The organism is Mangrovivirga halotolerans (assembly GCF_026241165.1).
Classification (GTDB): Bacteria; Bacteroidota; Bacteroidia; order Cytophagales; family Cyclobacteriaceae; genus Mangrovivirga; species Mangrovivirga halotolerans.
Genome location: NZ_JAPFQN010000011.1, coordinates 178,204 through 191,167, shown reverse-complemented (window position 1 = coordinate 191,167; position 12,964 = coordinate 178,204). Strand labels below are relative to the sequence as shown.

General features: G+C 37.5%; 16 protein-coding genes. 8 read left to right on the top strand and 8 right to left on the bottom strand.

Annotated elements, in window-relative coordinates; genetic code table 11:
• Nucleotides 1-2 precede the first annotated feature (2 nt).
• Genes tsaD through OO013_RS18150 form a run of 4 tightly spaced genes read left to right on the top strand, consistent with a single transcriptional unit; the run spans nt 3 to nt 2,868 of the window.
• On the top strand, nt 3-1,007 hold the full coding sequence (gene tsaD / locus OO013_RS18165) for a tRNA (adenosine(37)-N6)-threonylcarbamoyltransferase complex transferase subunit TsaD (RefSeq protein ID WP_266058415.1): 1,005 nt from the start codon (nt 3-5) through the stop codon (nt 1,005-1,007).
• A gap of 7 nt (nt 1,008-1,014) precedes the next feature.
• Nucleotides 1,015-1,485 (top strand): SsrA-binding protein SmpB, encoded by a 471-nt coding sequence (smpB, locus tag OO013_RS18160; protein ID WP_266058414.1) that lies wholly within the window; start codon nt 1,015-1,017, stop codon nt 1,483-1,485.
• Between the two features lie 60 nt (nt 1,486-1,545).
• Nucleotides 1,546-2,358, top strand: a complete 813-nt coding sequence (locus tag OO013_RS18155) for a C40 family peptidase (RefSeq protein WP_266058413.1) — start codon at nt 1,546-1,548, stop codon at nt 2,356-2,358.
• A gap of 3 nt (nt 2,359-2,361) precedes the next feature.
• Nucleotides 2,362-2,868: an HNH endonuclease gene (locus tag OO013_RS18150; RefSeq protein WP_266058412.1), complete on the top strand. Its 507-nt coding sequence runs from the start codon at nt 2,362-2,364 to the stop codon at nt 2,866-2,868.
• Here OO013_RS18150 and OO013_RS18145 read toward each other — a convergent pair.
• The 3 genes from OO013_RS18145 to OO013_RS18135 are packed head-to-tail and all read right to left on the bottom strand — an operon-like array spanning nt 2,865 to nt 6,289.
• Nucleotides 2,865-4,184: a D-alanyl-D-alanine carboxypeptidase gene (locus tag OO013_RS18145; RefSeq protein WP_266058410.1), complete on the bottom strand. Its 1,320-nt coding sequence runs from the start codon at nt 4,182-4,184 to the stop codon at nt 2,865-2,867. The genes OO013_RS18150 and OO013_RS18145 overlap by 4 nt on opposite strands.
• A gap of 22 nt (nt 4,185-4,206) precedes the next feature.
• Nucleotides 4,207-4,947: a 3-deoxy-manno-octulosonate cytidylyltransferase gene (kdsB, locus tag OO013_RS18140; protein ID WP_266058409.1), complete on the bottom strand. Its 741-nt coding sequence runs from the start codon at nt 4,945-4,947 to the stop codon at nt 4,207-4,209.
• 1 nt (nt 4,948) lies between these two features.
• Entirely contained in the window at nt 4,949-6,289 is a 1,341-nt protein-coding gene (locus OO013_RS18135) for an NfeD family protein (RefSeq protein ID WP_266058408.1), read from the bottom strand.
• Between the two features lie 37 nt (nt 6,290-6,326).
• Here OO013_RS18135 and OO013_RS18130 point away from each other — a divergent pair, with 37 nt between their 5' ends.
• The 3 genes from OO013_RS18130 to OO013_RS18120 are packed head-to-tail and all read left to right on the top strand — an operon-like array spanning nt 6,327 to nt 8,926.
• Nucleotides 6,327-7,115 carry a hypothetical protein gene (locus OO013_RS18130; protein WP_266058407.1) on the top strand — a complete coding sequence of 263 codons (789 nt, stop codon included), beginning with the start codon at nt 6,327-6,329 and terminating at the stop codon, nt 7,113-7,115.
• Complete coding sequence (locus tag OO013_RS18125) at nt 7,105-8,145, top strand: LysM peptidoglycan-binding domain-containing protein (RefSeq protein ID WP_266058405.1); 1,041 nt, start codon at nt 7,105-7,107, stop codon at nt 8,143-8,145. Before OO013_RS18130 ends, OO013_RS18125 begins: the two co-directional genes overlap by 11 nt.
• Nucleotide 8,146: 1 nt before the next feature.
• Nucleotides 8,147-8,926, top strand: a complete 780-nt coding sequence (locus OO013_RS18120; protein WP_266058404.1) for a TIGR02757 family protein — start codon at nt 8,147-8,149, stop codon at nt 8,924-8,926.
• Here OO013_RS18120 and pyrE read toward each other — a convergent pair.
• Nucleotides 8,923-9,573 carry an orotate phosphoribosyltransferase gene (gene pyrE / locus OO013_RS18115; RefSeq protein ID WP_266058403.1) on the bottom strand — a complete coding sequence of 217 codons (651 nt, stop codon included), beginning with the start codon at nt 9,571-9,573 and terminating at the stop codon, nt 8,923-8,925. The two genes, OO013_RS18120 and pyrE, sit on opposite strands and share 4 nt — an antisense overlap.
• Nucleotides 9,574-9,717: 144 nt before the next feature.
• On the opposite strand from pyrE, the gene OO013_RS18110 reads away from it, so the two are divergent.
• Complete coding sequence (locus tag OO013_RS18110) at nt 9,718-10,407, top strand: NUDIX hydrolase (protein ID WP_266058401.1); 690 nt, start codon at nt 9,718-9,720, stop codon at nt 10,405-10,407.
• A 5-nt stretch (nt 10,408-10,412) separates the two neighbouring features.
• Here the strand turns inward: OO013_RS18110 and coaD are convergent, their stop codons facing one another.
• The 4 genes from coaD to OO013_RS18090 form a co-directional block, all read right to left on the bottom strand.
• A complete protein-coding gene (gene coaD, locus OO013_RS18105) occupies nt 10,413-10,880 on the bottom strand; it encodes a pantetheine-phosphate adenylyltransferase (RefSeq protein WP_266058399.1) in 468 nt (155 codons plus the stop codon).
• 8 nt (nt 10,881-10,888) lie between these two features.
• On the bottom strand, nt 10,889-11,758 hold the full coding sequence (locus OO013_RS18100; RefSeq protein WP_266058398.1) for a DUF3822 family protein: 870 nt from the start codon (nt 11,756-11,758) through the stop codon (nt 10,889-10,891).
• A 24-nt stretch (nt 11,759-11,782) separates the two neighbouring features.
• Nucleotides 11,783-12,373: a hypothetical protein gene (locus tag OO013_RS18095; protein WP_266058397.1), complete on the bottom strand. Its 591-nt coding sequence runs from the start codon at nt 12,371-12,373 to the stop codon at nt 11,783-11,785.
• A 63-nt stretch (nt 12,374-12,436) separates the two neighbouring features.
• Nucleotides 12,437-12,943 (bottom strand): NUDIX domain-containing protein, encoded by a 507-nt coding sequence (locus OO013_RS18090; RefSeq protein WP_266058396.1) that lies wholly within the window; start codon nt 12,941-12,943, stop codon nt 12,437-12,439.
• Nucleotides 12,944-12,964 lie beyond the last annotated feature (21 nt).

The following is a 12,964-nucleotide window of genomic DNA, read 5'->3' as shown; positions in this document are numbered from 1 at the left end:
TTATGTCAATTCATATTTTAGCCATAGAGTCCTCGTGCGATGAAACAGCCGCCTCGGTAATTTCCGATGGAAAGGTCGTTAATAACATCATTGCCACACAAGATATACACGAAAAATATGGGGGTGTCGTTCCCGAATTAGCTTCTCGTGTACATCAACAGAACATTGTTCCGGTAGTTACCGAAGCAATCAAACAAGCAAATATAAAAATTTCAGACGTCAATGCAGTAGCTTTTACGCGCGGACCTGGATTATTAGGTTCATTATTAGTCGGAGTTTCTTTTGCAAAAGGTCTTAGCCTTGCCAGAAATATTCCGATGATCGAGGTAAATCATATGCAGGCGCACATTCTGGCCCATTTTATTGATGATCCAAAACCTGAGTTTCCATTTATCTGTTTGACTGTCAGTGGTGGCCATACCCAGCTTGTTGTCGTAAAAGATTATCTGGATATGGAAATTATTGGTCAGACTAAAGATGATGCAGTAGGTGAGGCCTTTGACAAGGCTGCTAAAATTATGGGATTACCTTATCCGGGAGGTCCGCTAATCGATAAATATGCAAAAGAGGGTGATCCTGAAAAATATTCTTTTCCACCGGCAGAAATCCCGGGGCTTGATTTTTCATTTAGCGGGATAAAAACAGCTATCTTATATTTCCTGAGAGACGAACTCAAAAAAAACCCTGAATTCATCAATGAAAATTTAAATGATATCTGTGCAGGAATTCAACAAAGTTTAATTAATATGTTGATGGAAAAGCTCAGAAAGGCAGTGAAGCAAACCGGTATAAAAAGGGTAGCTTTGGCTGGCGGTGTATCGGCAAACTCGGGATTAAGGGCAGCCCTGACATCGGAGGCTGAAAACAAAGGCTGGGAAACCTTTATACCTGCATTTGAGTATTGTACTGATAATGCCGGAATGATAGCAATGGCAGCCTGGTATAAGTACCAGGCAAATGAATTCGTGGATCTGTCAGTTTCAGCAGAACCAAGATTAAAGTTTTAAAACAGAAATGAGTAAAAAAGATAAAAAAGACATACAAAACCAGGTAAATATTAAAAACCGCAAAGCCTCTTTTCAATACGAGTGGCTTGAAAAATATACTGCGGGACTGGTTCTAAAAGGTACCGAGATCAAATCAATAAGAATGGGGAAGGTTAACCTTCAGGAAGCTTATTGTGTATTCCAGAAAGGTGAGTTGTGGGTGAGAAGCATGCATATTTCCCCCTACGAACAGGGTAGCTTTTATAATCACGAAGCCAAAGCTGACAGAAAGTTGCTTCTCAATAAAAAGGAACTTGAAAAACTCAAGACCAAAATGGAAGAAAAGGGATTGGCAATTATCCCCACCAAACTTTTTATAAATGACAGAGGCTTTGCAAAATTAAATATTGCTCTCGCTAAAGGTAAGAAGCTCCACGACAAGCGAGAATCGATAAAAGAAAAGGATATGAAAAGGGAATTACAAAGACAGCAAATTTAGCTGTCTTTTTTTTTTGTGTGTTGTCAACCTGCCATAATTAATTATCGTTCTGTATATTTAATGGAAACAAAAAGTATGGAAATAAACGAAAAAGGTATTTGCAGACTATCGGTCATCCCTGTTCGAGGTGAACCCAGGCATGCTGCTGAGATGGTCACTCAATTACTTTTTGGGGATCATTATGAGGTCCTGGAAGAAAAAGGCGATTGGAAAAAGATCAGGATGGCATTTGATGATTACGAAGGCTGGATCGACTCTAATCAGCATCATAGTATTTCAAATGAATATTATGATCAGATTGCTTTTTCAGATTTTCGGATTTCAACAGAAAAGGTCTCCACTATTTTATTTAACAAACAATCCCTGGATATTGTGGTTGGAAGCGTTCTGCCATTATCAACCAATGAGTTGTTTAAAATGGAAGAACAGATTGCTTTTAATGGCGAATCCAAAAGTATGGGGAGTAAGGGCTCTGTGGAGGATATAAAAAATACAGCGATGAAATTGCATAATTCTCCCTATTTATGGGGTGGCAGAAGTCCTTTTGGATATGATTGCAGTGGATTTGTTCAAATTGTTTATAAATTAAATGGATACTTTTTGCCAAGAGATGCTTCTCAGCAGGCTAAAGTTGGTGAGGAAATAGTGAAACCGGAAGATGCCTCTATGGGTGATCTGGCTTTTTTTGAAAATGAAAAAGGAAGGGTAGATCATGTTGGTATCATCCTTGATAATAACAGAATAATTCATGCCTCAGGCAAGGTTCGTGTCGATGAACTTACGTCTAAAGGGATATTTAATAGCGAGAAGAATATTTATACACATAAAAAACTTCATGCGATAAGACATGTTATAAGAAAAAGAAAGGAGTAAATAATGAGCCAGAAGGTCTTATTATTAAATCAGGATTACAGTCCGATGGCAGTTTGTACAGTTAATAAAGCGTTTATTCTTCTATATCTGGAGAAAGCAGATATGGTACGTGAAGTGGATGGTGAAGCTCTCCATTCTGTTGACAGAACTTTTCCCAAACCTGCTGTTATAAAGCTAAGGAAATACATTTACCTGCCTTACAAAAACGTAATGCTTTCAAGGCAGAATATCTTTAGAAGAGATAAGCATCAGTGCCAGTATTGTGGTAAATCATCTGATCTTACTGTTGACCATCTTATTCCGAAAGCCAAAGGAGGAAAAACAACCTGGAGTAATCTTGTGACAGCCTGTAAAAGATGTAATACAGTTAAAGGCAATAGTTCTCCTGAAGAAGTAGGACTCCAATTAAGACAAAAACCCTACAGACCAAATTACCTGCTTTTTCTCAAAGATTATTTAGGGAACCAAAACAAAGACTGGGAAGATTTTTTTCCTCAGGCCAGTGCCTAATAATTTTCGTGGATTATTCGGAAAATATTCTCCATTTTCTTTTTTACAAGGCTGGTTCTTTCGGTATAATGATTATTCATAAAACTAAAAATCAGCATTTTTCCACTTTTAGTTTTAATGTAACCACTCAGATTGAAGTTATTGTTCAAGCTACCCGTTTTACCCCATAAAAAAGGATTTTCTTTTTCTTCCTCCAGGAAATATTTTAGCGTTCCGGTACTTCCCGACACAGGGAAATATGAAGTCAGCTCTTCTTTATCCTCAAAATCCTTATACAGAAGATTAAGGATTGTAACGAAATGTATTGGAGAAAATAGGTTATATCTGGATAGCCCGCTAGCATCTCTCCATATCGGTGCTTTTTCCCAGTGATCAGCAAGGCTATCCTGCATAAGGTCAATGATGAGTTGAGTTGACAGGCTATCTGAATAAAATGAAGAAGCATTGATTAAGAGCTGCTCGGCAATGAAGTTATCACTGTCGATCATCATTTTCTTTAGTACAGTATCTTTTCTCACCCCTTTCATGACAATTTCATCTTCATTATGAGACATGAATTCTAGCGGTGTTTGTCTGATAAACACTGGTTTGCTGAGAGTATCTTCCAGTATACAGGTCAGAACCTGATCATCGTATTCCAGGGGTACATTAACCGGATCATCATTGTAAAACATAGAAGGATAGATCGTAAATGAATTATCTTTCATATCCCGGCTAACTCTGTAAATTCCCCTGCCTCCTTTTCTGTTGAGTTTAGTTGAAGGCAGAAAGTATTTTGGATAAACATTGAACGAACTATCCAGCCTGTCAAAATCAACTCGTATCGCATTTCCACAAACCGGGAAGCTGGCTCTTTCATTACTAAAGAAATAGGTGTAATCATCCCATGCCCAGCCTGGACCATAATGCTGTCCTTCGTAGTTTCCTGTTAAAAAGACAATGGTTTTATCCGTTTCCTTTAGAAAATCAAGTAGTGGCTGCTCTTCAAAGTCAGGATGTAAAAAAGTCGGATCTCCGGTGCCCTGAATATAAACTGTATCGCCACGATAGAAATAGTGACTCGCTGCAAGTCTGTCAGGAATTAATTGTAGAGATGTAAAAAATGTAAAGATCTTAACATTGGAAGCAGGATTGAAAAATTTCTTCTCATTGAGTGAATAGATGGTATCACCTGATTCCGGATCGTAAAGCATAAAACCGGTAAAGTTGTCCTGGAAAAGCCGGGTAGTATCAAAAGCAATTTCTACAAGATTTTGAGACCTTGAAGTGAAAATACCGAATACTATTAAAATTGAGATAAAAAAATGTCTTAACATATATTTACTGGCTCTGCTATTCTTATAAATTTAGTTTCTTTTTTACTTCTTCCAAATCCTCAGGGGTATCAATACCGACAGACTCTACATTAGTTTCTACCATTTTTATAGTATAACCTTTTTCCAGCCACCGTAGCTGTTCAAGAGATTCTGCTTTTTCTAACTTCCCTTCAGGAAGAGAAGCAAGTTTTTTTAATATATCAGTTCTGTAGGCATAAATTCCCAGGTGTTTGAAATAATTGAAATTGTCCAACCAGACAGATTCATCATTATTTCTTTGATAGGGAATGGTCTGCCTAGAAAAATATAATGCATATCCCGGTTCTGATACTACTACCTTAACAACGTTCGGATTGAATAAATCTTTTCTGTCACTGATTTTTTTCATCATCGACCCGATCTCCACCTGCGACCCGAGAGCATCACAGAGGCTTGATATTTGTTCCGGCTTTAGAAAAGGTTCATCTCCCTGTATATTGATTGCAAAATCAAATTCATCAGTGCATTTTGTCAGTGCTTCATAGCACCGGTCAGTACCGCTGGGATGATCTTCCCGGGTCATTACCGCTTTTCCTCCATTAGAATTAACGTGTTCGTAGATCTCATCGTTATCTGTTGCCACGACCACTTCGGAGATATTTTTAACTTTTGATACCTGTTCGTATACCCGCATTACCATCGATTTGCCACCAATATCAACGAGTGGTTTGCCCGGAAACCTGGTGGATGCATATCTCGCCGGTATTATTCCTATTATTTTCATTCTATGCCTTAGCTTTGACTAGTAAACTGCTTCCCTCATCTCTAATTACGACTATTCTTTGTCCTCTGGCTATAAATTCTCCACGGGTATATGCATCGTAGTAATCATCTCCAATAGTAACTTTTCCACTCGGTCGTAATACTGTATAGGCCGTGCCGATCTTACCGGTCAGGTCTTCTTCATTTTTGACTTTTGAAGTATATCCTAATTCTTTTGTTGCCTCATATGATAAAGCAATTTTGCTGAATATAGGTGATTTATAAATAGTTACGCCTCCGACTATCATCATTACTCCTGCCACCAATGATGAGGTGACTACTATACCTATCGCTCTGACTATGCTCTCAATATTGACGAAATCAAAATTAAAGTTATCATTATCAAGCATGACCAGGGTCAGGCTGGTAAAGATCAGGATCAATCCACTCACACCGGCTACTCCAAATCCCGGTATGACAAAAATCTCCAGTGCAAGTAAAATAATGCCGATAAAAAAGATCAGGATCTCCCAGTTAGCCGCAAGGCCGTTAAGATAGTAAGGGATAAAATATAGAACAGCTGCAAGTATAGAAGCTGCAATAGGAAAACCGACACCCGGGGTCTGTAATTCATAATAAATTCCACCGACCATGATCAGTATCAAAAACCCCGAAACAACGGGATTGAGTACCAGGCTAATCACTTTTTCAGTCCAGCTAAGAGTAAAATCCTCAGTCTGTGCCTCCGAAAGATTCGTTCTGTCTAAAATATCCTGGTAACTATCTACCTGAGCTTCGCAATATCCGTATTTAATAGCTTCAGATGTTGAAAAGGTAATCACGTCACCCGCTGGTGATATGCTGTCTATTTCAAGGGTTTCATCGACCATGCCTTCAGCGATACGTGGATCCCGGCCTCTTTTTTCTGCCGTGGCCCGCATAATACTTCTCATATAACTCTGGTATTTATCCGGTGCAGCTTCCCCGGTCTGAGTCACTACGGTGGCAGCTCCGATACTTGAAGCAGGAGCCATGTATATGCTGTCACAAGCTATTGAGATCAATGCCCCTGCAGAAGCTGCGTCAGTATTGATATAAGCATAAACCGGGATATCCGACCTGAGGATTCTTTCACGAATGTCATTAGCGTCGGTTACCAGACCGCCATAAGTATCCAGTTCAAGTATGATGGCATCAAATTCTTCTTCCACAGCTTTCTCCATTCCGAGTTCAATATATCGGTTTGTTCTCGGGTCGATTTCGGAGTCTACTGTCAAAATTAGTACCTTACTGGTTTCCTGTCCAAATGCAGACAGGAAAACTAAAAAATATAAAATGGTAAAAAGTTTCAGTTTATTAACCACTGTCGATTTATTAATTTTAAGTTGAAATACTAAAATAGTGAAACAAGCTCCTAAATCCACTTTTTCATATACATTTAAATTTCCAGTCTGGCAAACTGTTGTCAGTTCCGATGGTAAGAGTCTCGGAATCGAAGCCAGAGGAGAAGGATTAGATGATGTTGAATTTTTTCAATACAATATTCTCACTGAAAAAATATATCCCATCGAAGTAAAGATCCCTGACAAATGGTGGCTACGACTGATGTTCCTGTCTGATGAATACTTTATATTTCATGAATATAAAGGTGAAGGAAACCCGGAAGTATCTCGCTCTTTGATCGTTGGAAAAGATGGCGAAATAATAGATGAATTTGAAAACATGATTTATTTTGGAACAGATTCCGGAAAGGATAAATTTTTATTCACAGAATCGGGAAATGAAGAAGATAGCATCTTATATGATCCGAAAACCAGGAAGCTGACAAAGGAGAGGAGTGCTGAAGAAATAACAGAAAGTAATTATGAAATACAATTTCCTGCACAATATCACCAGGGTACAGAATATTTTGATGACGTAAATGAATTTTTGGAGACAAAAGATATAAAATCATCTATCGGGGCCGTTGAATACCTGGAGACAGAAAGTTTGATTTTAATTTCAGGTTATAATAAAATAGGTAAGCTCTTTAGTCATAAACTTTTTATCTTTGATGAAGAGGGAAACTTATTGAAGGAAATTTTACTTGAAAGTGCCGGGAAAGGTTTGACTAAGGAACCATATTTTATAATGAACGGCAAGCTTTTTGTGATTGAAGATAAAAATACTATTTCAACTTATGAAGTCTAAATTTTTAATACTCGTTTTAGGATTACTTTCATTTTGTTCAGCACTGAATATCAATGCGCAGGAGGTCAGGGAGAAAAATGGGCAAAAGTTTATTGTTCATATAGTTGAAGCAGGACAGACTGCCTTTTCGATATCCAAAGCTTATAATGTTGAAATAAGTGAGATCGAAAAATATAATCCTGATTTTTCGAAAGTGATCAAAGTAGGGCAGGAGGTAATGATACCCCAGGGTAAAGCACGGTCACAATCTTCAGTATCTTCAAAGGCAAAAAAGCATACTGTAAAGAAAGGTGAAACGTTATTCTCAATTTCAAGAAAATACGATATTACCGTAAATGAAATAAAGACCTGGAATAGTCTGAATGGTAACAGCATTGACCTGGGTCAGGAACTGATTGTTTCTGCTCCATCAGAAAGCTCAACTCAAAGTAGTAACACAAGTAATAATGACAACTCTACATCCACCAAAATTAAGGGTACTCATAAAGTAGAAGGAGGCGAAACTCTTTATAGCATTAGTAAAAAGTATAATGTAGAAGTGGAGGATCTTGTGAAGTGGAACAATTTACCTGATAACTCTGTGTCCATTGGTCAGGTATTGGTAGTTACCTCCCCGGATGGTGCTAAGCCAGTTAAAGAAAGTGATAAAGAAAATAACAGTTCAGCTAATTCAACAGCAACTGCCAGTACAAATGCTAATGCAGGTACTGAAAGAGAAGTGTTTACAGTTCCTGCTATAGATGTGCAGTCTCACGATATCAAAAAGGTTGTTGAAAAAGGTGTGGCTGAAGTGATCGAAGGTACTGGTAAGAATGACCAGTATCTGGGATTACATAAAACTGCTCCTGTGGGCACCTTACTTGAAGTGATCAACGAGGCAAATAAAAGAAGAGTGTTTGTCAGAGTGATTGGTAAGCTACCTGAAAATACTAGTCAGGATCTGATTTTAAGAATGTCTGAAAGAGCTTATCAGCGTTTAGGTGCTGCGGATAAAAAGATCAGGGTACAGATCTCTTATTTTCCGTATTAAAATGAAATTATCATTAAATGATGTTAAAGAGCATCTGGATGATGCACTGATAAAATATGCCCAGCCGGGTTTTATAGGGTCTGATCCTATTCAGATTCCTCACTCATTCACCAGAAAACAAGATATTGAAATCGCCGGTTTATTCGCTGCGACCCTGGCCTGGGGGCAAAGAAAAACCATTATAAATAAATGCAATGAACTCATGGACATGATGGACAGGGCTCCATATGATTTTGTCGTTGGTCATAGTGAAGAAGAATTGCAGAGACTGAGTTCATTTAAACATCGAACATTTAATAATGAAGATCTGCGTTATTTTATCAGGTTTTTGAATTTCTGGTATTCACAAAATGATTCCCTGGAAGAACTTTTCTATGTCAGTCCCGACAAATCAACTCATCCTGTTAAAGAAGGATTGATCAATTATCACCAGACATTCTTTTCACTTCAGGATGCCCCTTCGAGAACGAAAAAACATGTCAGTACTCCTGAAAGAAAGAGTGCCTGTAAAAGATTGAATATGTATTTGCGCTGGATGGTGAGGTCAGACCGGGAAGGCATTGATTTTGGAATCTGGAATAAGATCAGTACTGCTGACCTGATATGCCCGTTAGATGTTCATGTTGAACGAATAGCAAAAGCACTTAATCTGTTGAAAAGAAAGCAATCAGACTGGCTTGCTGCAGAAGAACTTACTTCTAATCTAAAAAAGATGAATCCGGAGGACCCGGTTAAATACGACCTGGCCCTTTTTGGACTCGGGGTGATGGAAGGCATTTAAGCCTTCCAGTTTTCAGGATCAGTTCTCCATGCTTTTAATGATACAAGATCTTTCTCTTTTACAAGTCCGCGGTCGTGGGCTTCTTTTAGCATATTGGAATAATCGCTGAGCGAAACCAGTTTTATCCCTGCTTCTTTAAAATTATCTTCTGCTATTTCAAAGCCATATGTAAATATTGATACCATTCCCAATATTTCTGCTCCGGCCTCTTTTAATGCTTCTGCTGCTTTTAAAGAACTACCTCCGGTAGAAACAAGATCTTCGACTAAAACTACCTTTTGCTTTTTGTCGACCTTACCTTCGATCATGTTTTTCATGCCGTGGCCTTTTGGTTTTGACCTGATATAAAGAAAAGGCAAGTCTAGTATGTCGGCGGTGAGAGCTCCCTGAGGAATTCCTGCTGTAGCCACTCCTGCAATAGCTTCCACTTCAGGAAATTGCTTTCTGATCGTATCCACAAGGGCATCTTTTAAGTATTTTCTCGTATTTGGAAACGATAGTGTGATTCTGTTATCACAATATACAGGGGAATTCCATCCGGATGCCCACACGAAAGGCTTTGAAGGTGAAATTTTCACGGCGCCGACTTCGATCAATTCAGACGCTGTTCTTTTGGCTGTCTCCTGATTAATATTTACGTAACTCATGATGCGAAATTAATCAAAATCATCTAAGCAGTTAATACTTTTATATGTGTTTTAAGTATCGTAATCTTGTGACAGCTCAGATACTTGATTATTTTTAGGGTCTGTGAATCATTTTTTTATTGTTTGGAAATTACCAGTGATTAAATGAAGGTATTTATAAATGACAACCCTGTTTATTTCAGAGGCCAGGAATCTGATGATCATCATGTCTATGATCACGTAGTGGATGGAGCGGAATTTGATCTGGCCCATGCCAACCTGGTAGATAATCTACTTGTAAGATCTGCACAGATCGATCACATAGACAAAGTGATAGAAATTCTGTCTGATAAAAAAGCAAAGAGATTAAATTCAATTACCTTTTTATTTGAAGACAAAGAAAAGGCAATAAAATACTTCAAAAGTAAATTTAAGATAATTAAAGCTGCTGGTGGTATTGTAAAAAAAGACAGGAAGACCCTTGCGATTTACAGGCTTGGTAAATGGGACTTTCCTAAAGGTAAACTAGAAAAGAAGGAAACCCCGGAACTGGGTGCTGTCAGGGAAGTAGAGGAGGAATGTGCTATCAAGGTTCGTTTAAAAGAAAAGGTGGTGAAAACCTGGCATACTTACGTGCAGAATGGGAAAAGAATTTTGAAGAGGACGGATTGGTATCTGATGGATTGTCTTGATGATTCTAATATGACGCCACAGTTAGAAGAAAAAATCACGGATATCAAATGGCTGACTAAAAAGGAAATGGATAAAGCCCTGTTGACCAGCTATCGTTCGATAAGATATATCTATCAGAAATATCTTAGAGTGCTGGAAGAGCAGAAAGTTGATATAGATTAAAGATTTTATATTTCGTAGGGTAGATATTTTGATACGTCGGCACCGTATCGATGTATCTCCCTTATGATAGTTGAGCTTATAGCCGCAAACTCGGGAGAAGTTATAAGGAAAATTGTTTCGAGTTCCTTATTAATATCTGCATTCACCTGGGAAATACTATTTTCATATTCAAAATCCGTAGTATTTCTCAGCCCCCTGATAAGAAAATTAGCATCCAGTTTATCAGCAAGAAAAGCAGTTAATTCATTATATACCACCACTTTAACCCGGTCGCCATATTCTGTGAAGGATTCTTCTATTTTGCGAACCATCAGGTCTATGTCAAAATACCTCTTATGTTTACTGGTGTTGTGGCCTATAGCGATAATAACTACATCAAATATCTTTAAAGATCTCAATACGATATCTTTATGACCATTAGTAAATGGATCGAATGATCCCGGGAAGATTGCTGTTTTTTGCTGGTTACTCATTTTGGAGGTTATGCACAAGCCTGAATAGACATCAGGTCAAAGTATTGGTGGTCTTCAGCTACATCAAATACAAAGCCGCATTTTAGATATTGAGGCCTTCTTCCGAAAGAAATGTTTCTGATGTACTGATAGAGAAGTTTGAAGTCTTCATGTTGAGTGTCAGTATCTCCCCATATTACAACCCTGGTAGATTGCTGGTTCAAACCGAGAAGATTAAAGACATACATGGTGTATCTTAACACAGCTTCAGCTGTATTAGTTGCAAATTCATTGTAAAATACGATTTTGCTATTTTCATAAACTGCTATAGAAATACCTTCTTTAGATTTATTAAGGAATACGGTAGTTTCGTCAGTTTTGTCGTCGTATTTATAAATGTTTTCAATGAAAGCTGCGCTGGGATGAACAAAATGAACAGGAATAGTAGTGTAAACCCCTTTTAAATATTCAGAAAGGTCCTCATTTACACTAAAAACTGTTACAATGTCCGATTGAAGATGTTTATAGTAAAGTACAATATCCTCCTGATCGACGTTGCCGTTCATTGCTAGATGGTCTATTGCGTTTTCCTTTTCAAAAAGTTCATTAGGAACATGTGTAAACGGACAATCCTTTACCGCAACTTTAACAACTTTCCAGAATCCTGCTTTTAGCAAGTGATGCTCATCAAAGATCTTGTCTAATACCTGCATGAGTTCGATAGAATTATCGACTGTCGGGTATTCAAATTCTTCAATGATTAAGCAGGAGTTATCTCGAGTATTCGTAACGAACATTCTGAAATCACTCCTGCCTATTAATAGGCTGAGCGCATAATCCTCTAAGTGTTCGATGTTAAATCGGGTATCTTTGATTTTTCTTACGCTCTTATAAGCCATGTTGAAATCTTTTTATTGAAAAAATTATTCCCAGTTACCTGATAGGGTTGCATCTACAAGAGATCCAAATCTCAATGGTCTTCTTCCAGGAATATCGTTGTCTTCTTTTCTTGATTTATCGAATGGAGCCGGATCAACTACCTGTATTAATGATACCTTAACAGGTCCTTTGATTTGCTGCTCAGTTTCCATTTCAAATACTTTTCCCTTGCTGTAAGGAACATATTTTAATTCAGAAAGCTTAAAGTTTGGATATTTTCTCTCGTTGAAAAGTGAATCCTGTACACCAACAGATCCAAGTGTGTCATATTCTACAACTACACTGTCAGCACCATATTCTAACGTGATGATTTCCTCGTTTCTCTCAACAATGTAGATTTTACCTGTGTCAATAAAAGAAATTAGAGAATCCCAATTTTCAGTATATCTTTTGTGGGTAGCATAGTAGGCCTTTTGAGCCTCTCTTATTTGCTCGAGATTTTGTATTACCTCGCTTTCAACTTTTTTGATTTTTCTTCTTAATCGAATCTCAGAATTAATAGAATAATCCCATATCAACCACGCTAAAACGATCGCGATAATTGTAAATACAGCAGTTAAAATCTTATTAAGCATTGTGTACCAGTTTATTTTTATTTTTGCAATTATATTATTTTGAAATGCAAATCACAACGAAAATTAAGTATTCTTTTGGTCGGAAACAACTGTTAAGAAGCCTGAAACCTTTTTTAATTCTTTGAATTCGGGAATAATATTAAAAATTCTATGTTTTCTATGGTTATTTATATTCTTGAGTTCCTGCTCACTACGCCATTCAATACCCAGGATCATCTGGTTGTTTTCGCTTAATTCAGGGTCAGAACCAACTTTTGGATTTCCTTCAAATTCTTTCACGAGAAAAAAATGTTCAATAGCATGATAGGGTTCCTGGATAAATTCAGAGATAAATAAATATTGTGAATTTTTAATATCAAGGAATGTTTCTTCTTTTATTTCTCTTTTAAGAGCTTCCTGCATCTCTTCCCCAAAGTCGATACCGCCACCGGGGGGAAGTAAAAACCATTCATTCTTTAAAAATAAATGCTTTTGCCTGATAACGAGGATTTCATTTTTTTCATTAAATATTAATCCCATTACCCTGTTGCGGATCTTGTTTTTAAAGCTTATGTTTTCCTTTTTACTCATGTATCTATTTATCTAAATTGC

What these genes read in the sequence shown, in the direction of transcription:
- tsaD (WP_266058415.1), top strand. Translation starts at nt 3, where the DNA reads ATGTCAATTCATATTTTAGCCATAGAGTCCTCGTGCGATGAAACAGCC.
- smpB (WP_266058414.1), top strand. Translation starts at nt 1,015, where the DNA reads ATGAGTAAAAAAGATAAAAAAGACATACAAAACCAGGTAAATATTAAA.
- OO013_RS18155 (WP_266058413.1), top strand. Translation starts at nt 1,546, where the DNA reads ATGGAAACAAAAAGTATGGAAATAAACGAAAAAGGTATTTGCAGACTA.
- OO013_RS18150 (WP_266058412.1), top strand. Translation starts at nt 2,362, where the DNA reads ATGAGCCAGAAGGTCTTATTATTAAATCAGGATTACAGTCCGATGGCA.
- OO013_RS18145 (WP_266058410.1), bottom strand. Translation starts at nt 4,184, where the DNA reads ATGTTAAGACATTTTTTTATCTCAATTTTAATAGTATTCGGTATTTTC.
- kdsB (WP_266058409.1), bottom strand. Translation starts at nt 4,947, where the DNA reads ATGAAAATAATAGGAATAATACCGGCGAGATATGCATCCACCAGGTTT.
- OO013_RS18125 (WP_266058405.1), top strand. Translation starts at nt 7,105, where the DNA reads ATGAAGTCTAAATTTTTAATACTCGTTTTAGGATTACTTTCATTTTGT.
- OO013_RS18120 (WP_266058404.1), top strand. Translation starts at nt 8,147, where the DNA reads ATGAAATTATCATTAAATGATGTTAAAGAGCATCTGGATGATGCACTG.
- pyrE (WP_266058403.1), bottom strand. Translation starts at nt 9,573, where the DNA reads ATGAGTTACGTAAATATTAATCAGGAGACAGCCAAAAGAACAGCGTCT.
- OO013_RS18110 (WP_266058401.1), top strand. Translation starts at nt 9,718, where the DNA reads ATGAAGGTATTTATAAATGACAACCCTGTTTATTTCAGAGGCCAGGAA.
- coaD (WP_266058399.1), bottom strand. Translation starts at nt 10,880, where the DNA reads ATGAGTAACCAGCAAAAAACAGCAATCTTCCCGGGATCATTCGATCCA.
- OO013_RS18100 (WP_266058398.1), bottom strand. Translation starts at nt 11,758, where the DNA reads ATGGCTTATAAGAGCGTAAGAAAAATCAAAGATACCCGATTTAACATC.
- OO013_RS18095 (WP_266058397.1), bottom strand. Translation starts at nt 12,373, where the DNA reads ATGCTTAATAAGATTTTAACTGCTGTATTTACAATTATCGCGATCGTT.
- OO013_RS18090 (WP_266058396.1), bottom strand. Translation starts at nt 12,943, where the DNA reads ATGAGTAAAAAGGAAAACATAAGCTTTAAAAACAAGATCCGCAACAGG.